Raw genomic sequence first — 15,854 nt, forward strand, 5'->3', positions numbered from 1 at the left:
TCGCAACAGGCTGGCTGGATTTTCCATGAATCTCTCTCTTTGTCAGTTCCTGGACACGCTACCGCCCCTCGCTGTTCACCAAAGCGCATAAGGTCAGGCAGACAGATTGTATTTTTCTTTGCTGAGTGCCCGCATATCAGGCTCTCAGCAAAAAACTGTGGACAGGAAACCCCGCCCGCATCAGGCGATTGCCCTAAATAATTCGTGTTGCAGGCAGGCGGCAAGTTCGTGAATCCCCGGGAGCATAGATAACTATGCAACCGGGGTGAGCGGACGTAGCCAACGCACCTGCGGCGCGAAGTATGACGGGCAATTACGCGGTGGCGCGTTCGTTCCAGCTATCGGAATGAATGATGTTGCCGTCTTTGTAGGTCCAGGTGATTTTTTCGTAACGCAGTTCTACGCGCTCAAGATGGTTGTGCTTCTCTTTAGAAGGATCCTTGATGTCGTACATTTCAGGGCTCACTTTCACCACCTTCACGTTTTCGAGTTTGGTGTTGAAGTACTCCACTTCCTGGCCCGCGTCGTTGATCTTGTACCACTTGAATTCCGCAGACTTGAGGGTCTGACCGGTGGTCACCGCCTTGTACAGATACGGGCTGGACGAGTCGATTTCCTTGGTGAACAGGAACGGCGTGTGGATACGGGTGCCGGTCAGTTTGCCGGTGTTGTTATCGGTCGGGATGTACAGGTTATGCTCCTGAGCGACAACTTCGATGCTGCCCTCGCGATCCTGAACGTCCACAGATCCTTTAATGTCCGCACCGCCGTCGTCTTTCAGCCAAAGATAAACAGGAATTGCCATGGAATTACTCTCCATTGTGTTGTGATGCGCCATCATCCTGCGATGACGCTGGGTATTTGCCGGGTATCTGACAGGCATTGGCCTGCGGTACCAGACTGATTTCGACACGGCGGTTGAGCGTACGCCCTTCCGGAGTGTCGTTGGTTGCGACAGGACGGCTTTCGCCATAGCCCTGCACTGCACTGCAAAACAGCTTTCCGGCACGTCGCCGGTGTCGCGCATCCAGTCGCGCACGGACTCCGCACGTTTCAGGGAGAGCACCTGGTTAGACTGGTCATCCCCCGTGCTGTCGGTATGGCCCGCCACCACAATCAGCCAGCCGGGCTTCGCCTTAATCCCCACCAGAGAGTTCACCAGCAGCTTTGTCGAGCCAGGTTTCAGCGCCCATTTTCCGGTGTCGAACAGCGACATGCTGTCGAGACGAAGGGTTTTCGGACCCTGAATGATTTTCTTAATGACCGGAGGCGGCGGTGGCGGAGGTGCCCAGTCACTGACTGCGGCCTCAACGGGCGGAATCAGTCGCAGTCCCTGATACAGACCCAGGCGATAACGCAGTGGCTCCCCGCGACGTTGCCAGTCGTCCAGCAATGCGCCATCGGCCCGCAGGCGCTGCTGCGCACGAAGTTTCGGGGCAACAGGCTGCCCCTTCAGCTGGTGATATAACGCAAGGTGATCGCTAACATTACGAATGAGGCGCTGGTTGTTCATCCAGGACGCCAGCATAGCCAGCGCGAGAAAAATCCCGCCCAGTAATCCGGCATAACGCCAGAACACCATCCTGCGGCTCACGCCACGTCGGCGCGGCAACGCCGGCAGCAGCAGTTCAGGCAGCGGCAGTGGCTCTGTGCTCACAACGGCATCCGGTGGCAGCGCCGTCATCGAAGTGATGTGCTGTTGCCAGAGATTGCCTGCGATACCACTCACCGGCACCATGCACATACCCTGCACGCAGGGCGTCATCACCGGTAACTCCCCTCGCCGTACCGACAGCAGGTCATTCACCGCGCTGTTTTGCCAGGCAAGCAGACTGTCCAGCCACAGGCCATGGCTCAGACGCGAAAGACGCCCGTCCGTTCCGATTTCCTGGGTCCAATCCGTCAGTGACACATTGCCCTGACCGGACTGATACACCTGAATACCGCTTCGCGGGCTTACCGTGGTAAACCAGACGGGCTCAGCCTCCGCACAGACCACAGGAGGAGATACCCAGGTCACGGTCCACAGCGGGGGGATAGTGCCAAATGCCGCACGGCACCGGACAACAGCACGCTGCCAGCCCCTCAGGGACTGGGTAAAATCATCCCCGAAGGTATGCTGCTCAGGTACCACCGCCAGCATGACGGAGATTTGCGACACCAGAGCCGGACGCACCAGGCTCAGATGCTGTGCCAGGAGTGGCAGCTGTTCCGCATCCTTTACCCACAGATACCAGCCCTGCCGGGTTTCCCGGTGACAGGAGCCGGACACAAACAGCGGGCTGTTGTCGCCGCAGACGAGGATCACCGCCCCCTGAAAATCTTCCGGCGGCAGGTTTTCATCCACTATTTCCCGGATAGCGGTCGCACGTGCCTGCGAAGCCCGGCGCTGACGCCAGAACATCACCCCGGAGACCAGAACGACCAGCAGGCTGAGTGCCACACGGCTGCCCGTGGACAGTGGCCAGAATCCCAGAATGAGCCACAGCGCCAGTACGGCACCCAGGACAGTTAACAGACTTCGGTACGCATCCCGCATCGCTTACCCCGGCCTGACGGTCTGGCTTACCAGCCCGGTAAGCGAAGACGAGAGGAAGAACCAGAGCGCGGCCAGGGCGACAACGGCCACAACCCAGGTCAGCCAGTACCCGCGACGACCGCTGCGCAGGCGTGATGCCCGGGCCACAATCGGGGCGTCCTGTGCCAGCGTGAAGGCCGGCACCCGTTCTGCAAGCGCGCGAACAGTATCTTCCCGACGCTCATCATCCTGGGCGCGATACTGACCCACAAACCCCAGCTGCAGGGTCCGGTACATACAGGTCAGGACGGCGGCGTCAGGGGTAGTATCTTTCAGCAGATCTCGGATCCTTTCCCACAGCTCCTCACCGGCATTGAGGGTACCAAAGAAGTGTGCCTGTAGCGGGTCACGGTGCCAGGTCAGATAGCCATCATCGGTTGTACCCCGGTTCATCACGCTCTCATCAAGCAGTGCACACAGGGCATACACCATATGGTCACGGCTGATGTCGCTGTAACCGGCTTCTGTGAGCGCAGCCTTCGCCTCCTGCACCAGACGGCAGGCCCGACGATAGAGCCCTTCCCCGTCACGGACCTCCTGTCCGCCCCGCAGCTGGCTGGCCATCAGCCAGCCCGGGTAGAAAATACGCTCAATTTGACTCATTTCTGATGTATTCATGTGCGCAGCACCGCAAAGAGTTCAAGTTTCACATCCCCCAGTGAGCGCGGGGTATAGAAGGTGCAACTTCCCGCTTCCAGCATCGCCCGCGCCGCCTCACTACTCAGATCCAGCGAGAAATACTGGTTCTCAAGACGTAACGGGATAGCGGCCGGCACATGGGTCAGCGGCTTGATAACCATCCCGCTCAGGGCCACATTCACCACATCCGAAACATCATCAAAGCTGCCCGCTTTACACAGCTGCGGGAATTTCGTCTGAAGTTCATAATTCGGCATGGAGGAGCGTACGGAAAGGTAGAAGTCCGCCCCTTCGCGCAGGCGCGCATCGTGCAGGGCACCTTTCCAGATCTGGTCCTGGTGCTCCAGGTGGATACTCACCACCCGTGACGGCAGGCTCGCTTCCAGCAGCTTATCGAGCAGTGCCAGCAGCGGCGGAAATACCCGTTCCGGTGCATCGTGCTGGTAAGCAGGAAGATCGCCGGCGTCGTGTTCCAGAGAGAAGGTGAGCAGGCTGCCGGCCAGACGGGACAATTCGCGGTACAACAGTTCCGGATGACGATCCGGTGTCTGCAGCAGTTCCGTCAGCACCGGCTCGGCGCTGTTCAGGGCATTAAGCAGCCAGAACAGGGAGACATCCGCGACCGCAAAGTCTGCCATCCGCTCATTGCTCTCACGACGCATGGCCATCAGGCGACGGCGGCGGGCCTGCAGACGGACCAGCAGGTCACCCAGTTCGGTGGCAAGCCACGGACTGGCAGCAACAGACAGCATTGGCGGGATAAAGGACGGGTCCCGGCTCCACTGCCCCTGCGCATTACGCACCAGACGAGCGACCGGACAGGTCAGGTATGCCGTGTTTTCCTGGCTGGACAGACGCAGGGTCAGCGCATGACGCAAGATCGCGAGTTCCCCGCTTTCATGGCCGGCCAGTTCCTGCACCACCACACGCTCAGCTTTCCAGCGACGCGGGCGCTCGCTGTCTTGTCCGTTATCAAGGTTGCCACCACTGGCGCTCAGCAGCGGCAATGCGGCAACCACCTCAACAGCCTCAGAGCCGTTTGCGGCATACAAATCACAGACCGGCGGAATATTATCCGCCAGATCCGTATCAACCATCGTGCCATCCTGGAAACGTACGACCAGACGGATGGCATTCAGGCGCGCGAGCGCCAGTGCAGCATCATCAAATTCTGCCGCAACCACGCCCCAGGGATGAGAAAACCCCATCCGGGCGACCATGTCGGCAACGTATTCACTCCAGCGGGCCTGCTGCTGGAATTGTTGCGGGGCCAGAGCGGCCCCATCCTCCCAAAGTGGGCGGTAAATTTTCATCCCTGATTTCCCCTCGCCTTACGATTTGGCTTTCGGCATCTGGGAAACCAGTGACAGGTTGACGTCCATGCCTTCCACCTGGAAGTGCGGGATAGCGTACAGCTTCACGCGGAAGAAGCCCGGATTGTCTTCGATGTCTTCCACCACCACTTTTGCGTCGCGCAGTGGGTGTGAGGCCTGCAGCTCGTCGCCCGGATCGGTCATTTCGGTCACCAGACTGCGCACCCAGGTGTTGAGTTCCAGCTCCAGCAGGCGGCGGTCCTTGGTGGAACCGATGTTCTCGCGCTGAATCAGCTTCAGATAGTGGGCGATGCGCGACAGCAGGAAGATATACGGCAGACGGGCGTTAATGCGGCTGTTGGCCGTCGCATCGGCGGTGTCGTACAGCGCCGGTTTCTGGGTGGAGTTCGCCGAGAAGAAGCACGCATAGTCGCGGTTCTTGTAGTACGACAGGGGAATGAAGCCGAGGCTGGCAAATTCAAATTCGCGGGTTTCCGGGATCATCACTTCTGACGGAATCTTCACCTGTTTGCCGGTGCCGAGGTCATACAGATGGATTGGCAGGTCCTGGACGGCACCACCGGCCTGCGGGCCACGGATTTGCACGCACCAGCCGTTGTTGATGAAGCTCTTCACCATGTTGGCCGCAAAGGCGAACGAGGCGTTGGTCCACAGGTATTTATCGTGATCCGGGCCTTTCACTTCTTCAACGTAGTTGAAACTGCGCACCGGTACGGTATCCGGGCCATACGGCAGGCGTCCCAGCACGCGCGGCATCACCAGACCGAGATAGCGGGAATCGTCCGTCTCGCGGAAGGATTTCCATTTGATGTACTCGGCGCGGTCGAAGTAATTACCGATGTCCTTGATAGCGGCAACCTGCTCCATGTTCTCTTTTAAAAAGAACGCCGGGCCTGCAGAGCCAATGAACGGCATGTGGGCTGCCGCAGACACTTTTGAAATATTGCGCATCAGCGCCACGTCCTGCGCGGACGCATCAAACTCGTACGCTGAAATCACCGCAGCAATCGGCTCGCCACCCGGCGTGTCGTATTCCATCGTGTATGTCTGGCGGTACAGGCCACTCTGGATAATTTCCGGCGAGTCCTCGAAATCCTGACGCAGTTCATCTTTGGACAGGTCAAGAATCTCGATTTTTACGTTCTGACGAAAATCAGTCTTATCAACCAGCGATTTCAGGCCGCGCCAGACGGATTCTGTCTTCTGGAATTCATCGCTGTGCATCACTTTATCAAGCTGGCGGCTAATCTGGAAATCCAGTTCTGCGATGTGGTGATCCAGTAATGTTTTATCGAGTTTCTCAACTTTCTGGCCAGACTTCTGTAGGCACTGCATGAAGACCTGAACGGCGGCAGTAACGCGCGCATCAGCAGATGTTTCCGCCATCACGGTATTATCTTCAAAACCATTCAGGTCACCAATTTCAGCAACCGGTGTTAAATTAATTTTATTGAACAGGGAAGCATAAACACCATTCTGTGGCAGCGTCTTTTCAATTGTCGCACCGCCTGTATAATTCTGGGATTCATTATTGACTGACATAAGCATTTTACTCGTGATTATTCCGTTAACGGGTTCCGGTAATTATCCCTGTACCGGGGCAAGCGCATTCAGTTCGCGGCGAAGTTCATCAGTAAGTGCCGGGTCCTTTAAAATAGTTTCCAGTTCTTTCCTGAAAGTGACATTATCCAGAAGATTGGATTTCAAATCACGCAGTAAATTACGCATAGCGAGCATCGCACGGAGCTGAGGTATTTGACGTGCCACCGCCTCTGGCTCAAAATCCTTCATATTCTGAAAAAGCAGCTTCACGTTTTCTTCGGAGCCATCGTTTACCAGGGTATTTTTAACGGTGATATTTACTTCGGGATGGAGATCAGCGAGAACGCTGTTGAAGTTATTTTTATTGATGTTGATTTTTTCGCGCTCTGAAAGGGTCCCCTCCGCCCTGCCATTGCTGTAATCGCCGACAGTCAGCAGCTTCAGCGGCAGTTCAACTTTCTTCCTGGCACCGCCCGTGACCAGATCCAGTTTTATATTTACGCGCGCGCGGGGTATCTCGTTCTGAAATGATTCAGACATGGTTATTTATCTCCTGAATAAATTAATCCCTTGTTGGATTGAGTATCACCATATAAATACAGGGGCTTTTATTTTAACCAGTGATTTGCGTTAAGGTAAAGCGGATAATATAGGGAATTTAACTTCAGTGAAATGTACTAACATTTAATTCAGGCTTAACTACCGCACCCTGACTGGCTTTGAGTGCTAAAGAGCCAGGCTGTCCGCTTAATTTAAAATGAAAACCCCGACCAATTAAGCATTTCACGGGAATGTTACAGGATAGTGCTTAATACTGAAAAGCCCTAAAACTGTCCAATACTGGACATATCATTAAAATTCGGGATAACCAGAGATACCATTTATTCTTTTCGGCGCATCGGATATAAGATAATCATCCACTGGATGCATGGAAGATGTAGTACCTACAAAACCCCGTTCACTTCGTTTGACGAGGTCACTCTGTATGACGACAGAAAAATTATCTCCTGGCTGGAATGTGGCAAGCTTCTGCAGTTTTTGCCCAGCCATATCGGGTTTGTGCCTGGACGAAGTGCATAAGTCATTCGGCGAATGAATGACAACACGGCGTTTTTTCTCTCCAGATAAGGAGATAATCTGTTTGACGGCGGGTACTGGGCGATAGCCTTCATCCAGCATATATACCGGACATTTGTCTTTGCGTTAAGTTGTTCACGGCGCAGTACATTACGCTCAGCCCGACCCTGCTTGTCGGATTTACTAACCTCTTCACCCGCCGGTTTCACAACCTTCGACGCGCTTGTTGTTCTCCTTGTTTTGACGCCAGGTAATGTAATATCCATCATTATTCACCGATTAAATCGGTAACCCCTTAAGAACCCGCACTCTCACAGAGTTTGCGGGTTTTTTAATGTCATATTTCCACCCTGTTCTAAGCGAAACGCTACCGCGACTCTGATTGTAAATCCCGGAAAAACTTCTATTATTTGACTGTACACGTCATTTTTCTGAAGGATTTACATGAGAGTTAATGGACTTACGAAAGGATTTTTCATCCTGATCGTGCTGATCGTCACCCTTGCTTTTTTCGACGTTCTCTCCCCCTATTATTCAGCCATTTTATGGGCGGCCATTCTGGCGGTGATCTTCCACCCGGTGAAGAACAAGCTGCGCGATCGGCTCGGCGAGCGTAACGGCCTGGCGGCGTTTCTGACGATAGTGATTATCTGTCTGATCGTGTTTACCCCGCTGGCGATCATTCTCTCGTCGCTGGCCTTCGAGCTCAACGTGGTTTACACCAAACTGCAGCATAACGATACCCAGTTCCCGACCGTGGTAGCCAGCCTGTTTGCTCACCTGCCGGAATGGGCAAGGAGCTTCCTCTCAGAGCATAATCTTGATAGCGCGGAACAGATTCAGCGGCAGCTTTCGGACGTTGCGCTTAAAGGAGGCCAGTACCTGGCCGGTAGCGCATTCCTGATTGGTAAAGGCACGTTCGGTTTTACCATCAGCTTCGGCATCATGCTTTATCTGCTGTTTTTCCTGCTAAAAGATGGTCCTTACCTGGTCAGGCTGATTCTGGAATCCCTGCCGCTATCAAATCACGTGAAGCAGCATCTTTTCGCCAAATTTGCCGCCGTCGCCAGGGCGACGGTCAAAGGCACCGTGGCGGTCGCGCTCGCCCAGGGCGCGCTTGGGGGACTGGCGTTCTGGATCGTGGGCATTGATGGCAGCATCCTGTGGGGCGCGCTGATGGCGTTTCTGTCGCTGATCCCGGCGGTGGGCTCGGCGATTATCTGGGTTCCTGCGGCGATCTATCTCTTCGCGACCGGTCAGCTCTGGCAGGGCGCGTTTATCGTCGGTTTCTTTGTGATCATCGTAGGCCTGGTTGATAATATTCTGCGACCTTTACTGGTGGGTAAAGATACCAAAATGCCGGACTACCTGATCCTGATCACCACGATCGGCGGAATGGAAATCTACGGCATCAACGGCTTTGTTATCGGCCCGCTGATCGCCGCCCTGTTTATCGCCTGCTGGAACCTGCTGTCCGGACGCGATCACGCCGGAAACATCGATGAGCTTGATGAGGATTTCTTAGAAGAGGGTAAAAATCACGAGGAGTAGCGGGCGGTATTGCACAACATCGCGGGGACAGCGAGGTCAGGGGGAATGCCCCTTGCTCAACCGCGATGAAATCCCCTCCCCCCGCGCCCATAAGCAGCATTTATAACTGGTATTTGTGAAAATTTTGGTAAACGCCACTGCCTATCAACGTAACAAATGCTAACATTATGCTGTTTATGATTGATAACAAAGGATTACCCACGTGAAAAAAATCACTACGTTTGCTGCCTCCCTGCTGGCCGTTGCCTGCATGTCCACCAGCGCCGCTGCAGCTGAGCAGCCGCTGGAGAAGATCGCCCCGTTTCCAAAGGCGGAACAAGGGATGAAGCGTCAGGTGATTCAGCTGCCGCAGCAGCAGGATGAATCCGCATTAAAAGTCGAGCTGATGATTGGCCAGACGCTGGAAGTCGACTGCAATCGCCACCGCCTTGGCGGCCAGCTGGAAAGCAAAACCCTGGAAGGCTGGGGCTACGACTACTACGTATTTGATAAAGTGACGTCGCCCGTCTCAACCATGATGGCCTGCCCGGATGGTAAAAAAGAGAAGCAGTTTGTGATGGCAGGCCTGGGCGATGCGGGCATGCTGCGCTATAACAGCAAGCTGCCCATCGTGGTTTATACCCCGGCGAATATCGACGTGAAATATCGTATCTGGAGAGCGGACGAAACCATCGGCGTAGCGGTTGAGCGTTAATGCCTGAAGAGTGAATCCGGCGGCCTGCGCCGCCGGAGAAGCGCTTACAGCGCGATGTCAGCGATAGGTTTCCCTTCCGGCAGCGGCTTCAGCGTCGCCTGCGGAACGTTATCAGCCTCGGTAAGCGGCTCATAGCGCAGTTCCAGCACTTCGCTGGTCCACGCCAGCGCCTTTTCAATTTCCGCTGCGTTGCCATCCAGACGCGTACCGTAGCTCGGGATAATCGCTTTCAGTTTCGCCTGCCACTCCGCTGAGTTGATCTTCTCTTTGAACACTTTCTCCATCAGCTGCAGCATGATTGGCGCCGCGGTGGAAGCACCCGGCGAGGCGCCCAACAGCGCGGCTACCGTGCCTTCATCATCGCTGACGACTTCGGTTCCCAGGCGCAGAACGCCGCCCTTCTTCGCGTCGCGCTTGATAATCTGCACGCGCTGGCCGGCCTGCCATAAGCGCCAGTCTTCTTTGCGCGCTTCCGGATAGTACTCGCACAGCGCCGCGTGACGATCTTTGTCCTTTTGCAGCACCTGGCTAATCAGGTATTTTACCAGATCGAAGTTATCCAGCCCGACGTTGAGCATCGGCATGATATTCGACGTGTTGGTGGAGGCCAGCAGATCCCAAAGCGAACCGTTTTTCAGGAAGCGGGTTGAGAAGGTCGCGAACGGCCCAAACAGCACCACGCGTTTGCCGTCGATAATACGGGTGTCGATGTGCGGAACCGACATCGGCGGCGCGCCCACTTCCGCCTGACCGTAGACTTTAGCCAGATGGTGAGTCACCACTTCCGGGTTCTCACAAACCAGGAACTGACCGCCGACCGGAAAGCCCGCGTACTCCTTCGCCTGCGGAATACCGGTTTCCTGCAGCAGGGTCAGCGCGGCGCCGCCGGCGCCAATAAAGATAAATTTAGCCCTGATAACCCGTTTCTGGTGGCGATTGTTCGCATCCGCCAGCGTTACGCTCCAGCTCTTGTCGGCGTTGCGCTTAAAGCGACGGACCACGGTACCCAGCTGAAGCGAGAAATTATCATGGGATTGCAGTCCGGCGATCAGCTGACGGGTAATTTCACCGTAGTTCACGTCGGTGCCGACTTCCGAGCGGGTCGCGGCCACCTTCTGCTGCGGATCGCGCCCTTCCATCACCAGCGGAGCCCACTCTTTAATTTGTTGATGATCTTCAGAGTAGCGGATGCCGCGGAACAGCTCGCTTTGTTGTAACGCCGCATAGCGGGCGCGCAGGAAGTTCACGTTGTCTTCGCCCCACACGAAGCTCATGTGCGGCACGCTGTTAATAAAGGATTTAGGCTTTTTCAGAATGCCCCGGGTCACCTGGTGGGCCCAAAACTGACGAGAAATCTGGAAAGATTCGTTGATATCAACCGCTTTATCGATATTGATACCGTTAGCGGTTTGCGGCGTATAGTTCAATTCCATCAGCGCCGCGTGGCCGGTGCCCGCGTTGTTCCATCCGTTCGAGCTCTCTTCCGCGACGCTGGACATCTGCTCGACCATGGTAATAGACCAGTCCGGCTCCAGTTCCTGCAGCCAGGTTCCCAACGTGGCGCTCATGATGCCGCCGCCAATCAACAATACATCCGTCTCTTGCTCATGGCGGGTGTTGGTCCGAGTGTTATTGGAACCAACCGCCTGTGAGCTGGGTACGGCCATCTTTTTCTTCATCGGATTTGAGCCTTACTTTACTCGCTTTTTTATTTAGCGCAGGTGAAACGATTCTCGGCTTCAAAGGTAACACTGAAGAAAAAAAATTTAAATATTGTTTAAATTTTAAGTTGAGTTTTGAGATCTGTTATAAAAATGTTTAATAAATGTGTATCACAAATCACATTTTGTACTGGTGTCAGCGATGTATCCGCGCTATTATCCTCGGTTTTGTGACCGACCGCACGTAAGCAGCGACCGATCCCGGCCAAAATTTTTTAAATTCTGCGAACTTTTTTTATGCCCCCAGTTTCCGATTCCGCTACCTCTGGTCACGCTGGCGCATTAGGCCAGATACTGCGCTCGCCCGCGCTGCTGACGCGTGAAACGCTGGCAGGCGTGCTCACCGCGCTGGCCCTGATCCCCGAAGTCATCTCCTTCTCCGTCATCGCTGGCGTTGACCCGAAAGTTAGCCTGATTGCCTCCGTGGTACTGTGCCTGGCGATGTCGGTCCTCGGCGGCCGGCCGGCGATGGTCACCGCGGCCGCCGGCTCGGTGGCGCTGGTTATCGGGCCCATGGTGCACCAATACGGCGTCGGCTACATTCTGCCGGCGGTCGTGCTGGCAGGCGTTATTCAAATTTTGTTTGGCCTATGCGGCATGGCGCGCCTGATGCGCTTTATCCCGCAGCCGGTGATGACCGGTTTTGTTAACGCGCTGGGTATTCTCATCTTTTTTGCTCAGGTACCGCATTTCTGGAGCAAGCAGCCGCTGATTATCGGCCTGTTCGTATTGACGCTGCTGATTGTCCTGTGGGCGCCGCGCTTTATTAAAGCGATCCCTTCTCCGCTGATTGCTATCGTTCTGCTGACGCTGTTTACCGTTTTCAGCGGCCAGCTGCTGCCGACCGTCGGCGACGAAGGCTCCATGAGCGGCGGACTGCCGGGGTTAACCAGCCTGATGGTGCCCCTCGACTTAACCACGCTGCGCATCATCTGGCCCTGCGCGCTGAGCATCGCTTTTGTCGGCCTGATGGAGTCGCTTCTGACGGCGAAGCTGGTAGACGATTTGACCCACACCCCTTCCAGTAAGGCGCGCGAGAGCGCCGGTCTGGGCGTCGCCAACATTCTCGCCGGGTTTTACGGCGGCATCGCCGGGTGTGCGATGATCGGTCAGACCATCGTTAACGTTGAAATGGGCAAAGCGCGCAGCCGTGTCTCGACCGTTGCCGCAGGCCTGGTACTGCTATTGCTGGTAACCGCGTTAAGCGAAGTGATGGCGAGAATCCCGATGGCCGTGCTCGCCGGCGTGATGGTGATAGTGGCGGTAAAAACCTTTAGCTGGCACAGCATTCGTCCGGCGGAGCTGGCGCGCAATCCGTGGCCGGAAACGCTGGTGATGCTGGTGACCGTCGGCGCGACCGTCGGTACCAGCAATCTGGCAATCGGCGTTCTGGCAGGCCTGCTCTCAATGGCCCTGATCCCTCGCCGTCTGCGCACTCAAGCGCAGGCTACATCAGAAAAAGCGTCGCCAGCCCAAGAAAAATAAAGAATCCCCCGGTGTCGGTAATAGCGGTAATCATCACGCTGGAGCCGACCGCCGGGTCGCGTCCCAGCTTGACCATCACCATCGGGATAATCACCCCCATCATCGCCGCCATCAACAGGTTGAGCATCATCGCCAGCGTCATTACGCCGCCCAGCTGCGGATCGTCGTACAGCCACCAGGTGATCGCCCCCATAATCCCGCCCCAGACGATCCCATTGATCAGCGCGACGCCCATCTCACGCAGGATCAGGAACGAAAAGCTTCCCGGCTGAATATGCTGTAACGCCATCGCCCGCACGATCATGGTGATCGTCTGGTTACCGGTGTTACCGCCGATTCCGGCGACAATCGGCATCAGCGAGGCCAGCGCCACCAGTTGCGAAATGGTGTGCTCGAAACCATCGATAACGCGGGAGGCGATAAAGGCGGTGCACAGATTGACCGCCAGCCAGGCCCAGCGGGTCTTCACCGCTTTGCTCACCGGGGCAAACACATCGTCATCGTTGCTCAGGCCGCCCATCCGGCGTAGATCGTTATCCGTCTCCTCGTAGACCACGTCAACGATCTCATCGATGGTTAAGCGCCCCATCAGCTTGCCGTCGGCATCAATCACCGCCGCGCTGAGTAAGTCATCACGTTCAAAGGTACGCGCGACTTTTTCCGCGTCCTCGTGCGGCTGGAAGGTCACCGGATCGCCTTCCATCACTTCCCCCACCCGCTTCTGCGCATCGTTAAGCAGAATGGTTTGCAGCTCGAGTTCGCCGAGCAGCAGCTTATTGCGGGTGGTCACAAACAGTTTGTCGGTGTTCTCCGGCATTTTCCCTAGTCGCCGCAGATAGCGCTGTACCGCCGCGAGAGTGGCTTCCGGACGAACGGTAATGACTTCAAACTCCATGATCGCGCCGACGGTATTGTCGGCGTAGCGCATCATCTGGCGAATACGCGCGCGCTTATCCGCGGGCAGCGTGGCCAGCAAACGTCCGGTCAGATCGCGCGGCAGGTGCTGCAGCAGGTAGACCTGTTCATCAATATCGAGATTTTGCAGCGCGAACAGCAGGTCGTGATCGCTCATCTCCTCGATGAGGTCGCCCCAGACGCTTTCCGATGCCTCCAGCAGCACTTCACCGCGCTTATCATCAGCGACCAGCCGCCAGAGCGCGTTGCGCGCATCGTAAGGCAGCGCTTCGAGCGCATCGGCAAGGTCCGGAGGCGGCAGGTGGGAAACCAGCATCTCCACTTCCGCCAGATCGTCGGCAAGCGTGCTGTCATCGTAACGTTCAGCGAGGGTTAATTTACCCAGCAGCGAGGATGTGACGGCTTTATCGGTGCTCAGGAGCCAAATGAGGCGGGCGCGCTCTTCGTCACGCAATCTGGCGCTTTTTTTATGCAAAACGGACATCGGTCAGGCAATCCTTGTAAAAATATCTGTCAGACCAGCAGGCCGGAAGCCTTAAGCATAGCGCGAGGAGGCGGAAATAATAACCGCTATGAATTCAGTCGACGGAAAAAACAGCAGCCTGCGGGAAGCCCGGAGGTCGGCTGGCGCCTCCGGGACGGCGTAAAGCGATCAGGCGGTACGGGCGACCGCGTCGCGGGTCGCCAGCTCGCGCTCATTTCCGGTCAGCTCAGAAAGCTGACCGCCGCGCATTTCCAGCAGCCTGTCGGCGTGCTGAAAGTAGTGATCGTCATGGCTTATAGCAAAGAGGGTTTTACCCATCTCCTTCATCAGCGGCAGCAGCACCTGATAGAACTCACGGCGGAAATGGGGGTCCTGATCCGCCGCCCATTCATCCAGCATGATGATATCTCTATCTTCCGCTAACGCCAGCAGCAGCGCCACGCGCTTTTTCTGCCCTTTTGACAGCTTCAGGTCGAGGATTTTGCCATCGTCGAGCCGTAGCTTATGGTTCATCTGCAGATAACCCAGCCACTTCTCCACCAGCGTCGGGTCAGCCGCCTTCCCTTCCGGCCCCAGCAGTCTGTCAAACAGCCAGACGTCGGTAAACACCGCCGAGAACAGCTTGCGGTAATCTTCCGGCTTATCCGCCGCCATCGGCTGCCCGTCAACCAGGATCTGCCCGGAAAGGGGCTGATACAAACCGGTCAACAGCATAGCCAGCGTCGATTTCCCGCTACCGTTACCGCCGATGAGAAAGACCAGTTCGCCGCGCTTGAGGGTCATGTTGATCGGCCCGACCGCAAAGCTGTTGTCAGGATAATGGAAGGTGATGTCGCGCAGCTCGAGCGTCTGCCAGTGGGGATGCGCCTGCGGCTGCGGGAACTCAGCGCGGTACGGCGCGAGCGAAAACTTATTCAGCTTGTTGAATGCCACCTGCGCGCTGAGCAGAGTGGGCAGCGCGCCTACCGCCGAGAGCAGCGGCGTGCGCAGGAATAATAGGGTCAACGAGTAGGTCGCCGCCACCGCCGTATCGGCCCAGCCCAGGCTGTTGGCCATCCAGAAGACCAGGCCAATCGCGCCCAGCATCATAATATTCGACCAGTTGACCGCGCTCAGATGAAAGGTATCGGCGCGAACAATATGGTGCCGGTATTCGCGCGCGTCCGGCAGATAGAGCTGAGTAAACACATATTCGGCGCGCTCGCGGTTGAGAGTGAGCTCTTTGCGACCTTCGAGCACCGTCTGGTAGTCGTGATACAGCTTATCTTCGCTTTCGCGCAGCGACGCCATATGCTTATAAACCCGCGATACCAGCATAAATCCGCCCCAGATGGTCAACGCCAGCCACAGGGCGGTAACCAGCATCATTTTTCCTGACAGCCAGGCCAGATAAGCGGCGGAGCCAAAGGTCAGAATAATCCCCTGTACCAGCTCCGGCAGGCGCACGAAGGCAATGGTGATATTGCGGATATCGCTGGTTAGCCCGGCCAGCAGCGACGCGCTGCCGATTTTCTCGATCTTCTCGATTTGCGTATCAAGGATGCGCTTTATAAATTCGCCGCGCAGGCGGTAAACGAAATGGTGGCCGAGCGTGGTCAGCGCCAGCTGCGAGCCGAGGGTGACCGCCATCAACAGCAATAACAGCCCGAGAAACTCCGGCAGGACCGTCAGGGAGGTATCGACAAGGGTTATCAGGCGCAGGTTAATGAAGGCGATAAGCCCAATACCCAGCGCCGCGCTCAGCAGGCTCAGGGCAATGACGGAGATAAACGGCCAGCGATACTGGCGCCAGACAAGAAGAAGAAGTTCCATAACGCGTAATCCGGGCAAGCAA

General features: G+C 56.2%; 12 protein-coding genes and 1 pseudogene. 3 read left to right on the plus strand and 10 right to left on the minus strand.

The features are described 5' to 3' along the window. Nucleotides 1-313 precede the first annotated feature (313 nt). The 7 genes and pseudogenes from hcp to F8562_RS29215 all read right to left on the minus strand — a co-directional run bounded on the left by hcp (nt 314) and on the right by F8562_RS29215 (nt 7,272). Nucleotides 314-805 (minus strand): type VI secretion system effector Hcp, encoded by a 492-nt coding sequence (gene hcp, locus F8562_RS06445; RefSeq protein ID WP_014839086.1) that lies wholly within the window; start codon nt 803-805, stop codon nt 314-316. A gap of 4 nt (nt 806-809) precedes the next feature. After that, nucleotides 810-2,539, minus strand: a pseudogene (locus F8562_RS06450) (OmpA family protein). A 3-nt stretch (nt 2,540-2,542) separates the two neighbouring features. Further along, nucleotides 2,543-3,196: a type VI secretion system protein TssL, short form gene (gene tssL, locus F8562_RS06455; RefSeq protein ID WP_014839088.1), complete on the minus strand. Its 654-nt coding sequence runs from the start codon at nt 3,194-3,196 to the stop codon at nt 2,543-2,545. Beyond that, on the minus strand, nt 3,193-4,530 hold the full coding sequence (gene tssK / locus F8562_RS06460) for a type VI secretion system baseplate subunit TssK (RefSeq protein ID WP_014839089.1): 1,338 nt from the start codon (nt 4,528-4,530) through the stop codon (nt 3,193-3,195). The genes tssL and tssK overlap by 4 nt, the downstream gene beginning before the upstream one ends. Before the next feature lie 18 nt (nt 4,531-4,548). Continuing rightward, entirely contained in the window at nt 4,549-6,099 is a 1,551-nt protein-coding gene (gene tssC / locus F8562_RS06465; RefSeq protein WP_014230204.1) for a type VI secretion system contractile sheath large subunit, read from the minus strand. Between the two features lie 36 nt (nt 6,100-6,135). After that, on the minus strand, nt 6,136-6,633 hold the full coding sequence (tssB, locus tag F8562_RS06470; protein ID WP_094909348.1) for a type VI secretion system contractile sheath small subunit: 498 nt from the start codon (nt 6,631-6,633) through the stop codon (nt 6,136-6,138). Between the two features lie 312 nt (nt 6,634-6,945). Further along, entirely contained in the window at nt 6,946-7,272 is a 327-nt protein-coding gene (locus F8562_RS29215) for a hypothetical protein (RefSeq protein ID WP_075208269.1), read from the minus strand. 342 nt (nt 7,273-7,614) lie between these two features. Here F8562_RS29215 and F8562_RS06475 point away from each other — a divergent pair, with 342 nt between their 5' ends. Beyond that, the gene (locus F8562_RS06475) at nt 7,615-8,721 is read left to right on the plus strand and encodes an AI-2E family transporter (RefSeq protein ID WP_009653963.1); all 1,107 of its coding nucleotides are present in this window, start codon (nt 7,615-7,617) and stop codon (nt 8,719-8,721) included. 202 nt (nt 8,722-8,923) lie between these two features. Then, nucleotides 8,924-9,415: a serine protease inhibitor ecotin gene (eco, locus tag F8562_RS06480; RefSeq protein WP_014230206.1), complete on the plus strand. Its 492-nt coding sequence runs from the start codon at nt 8,924-8,926 to the stop codon at nt 9,413-9,415. Nucleotides 9,416-9,459: 44 nt separating this feature from the next. Here eco and mqo read toward each other — a convergent pair whose 3' ends face one another. Next, complete coding sequence (gene mqo, locus F8562_RS06485) at nt 9,460-11,094, minus strand: malate dehydrogenase (quinone) (protein ID WP_014230207.1); 1,635 nt, start codon at nt 11,092-11,094, stop codon at nt 9,460-9,462. Between the two features lie 279 nt (nt 11,095-11,373). Between mqo and F8562_RS06490 the strand changes: the two genes are divergently transcribed. Continuing rightward, nucleotides 11,374-12,621, plus strand: a complete 1,248-nt coding sequence (locus tag F8562_RS06490) for a SulP family inorganic anion transporter (protein WP_014230208.1) — start codon at nt 11,374-11,376, stop codon at nt 12,619-12,621. Here the strand turns inward: F8562_RS06490 and mgtE are convergent. Together mgtE and F8562_RS06500 are read right to left on the minus strand one after the other, a co-directional pair. Next, nucleotides 12,584-14,020 (minus strand): magnesium transporter, encoded by a 1,437-nt coding sequence (gene mgtE / locus F8562_RS06495; RefSeq protein WP_014230209.1) that lies wholly within the window; start codon nt 14,018-14,020, stop codon nt 12,584-12,586. The genes F8562_RS06490 and mgtE overlap by 38 nt on opposite strands. A 168-nt stretch (nt 14,021-14,188) precedes the next feature. Further along, nucleotides 14,189-15,832 carry a multidrug ABC transporter permease/ATP-binding protein gene (locus F8562_RS06500; protein ID WP_014230210.1) on the minus strand — a complete coding sequence of 548 codons (1,644 nt, stop codon included), beginning with the start codon at nt 15,830-15,832 and terminating at the stop codon, nt 14,189-14,191. Between the last annotated feature and the right edge of the window lie 22 nt (nt 15,833-15,854).

Source organism: Klebsiella sp. RCJ4, from assembly GCF_009025755.1.
Classification (GTDB): Bacteria; Pseudomonadota; Gammaproteobacteria; order Enterobacterales; family Enterobacteriaceae; genus Klebsiella; species Klebsiella michiganensis.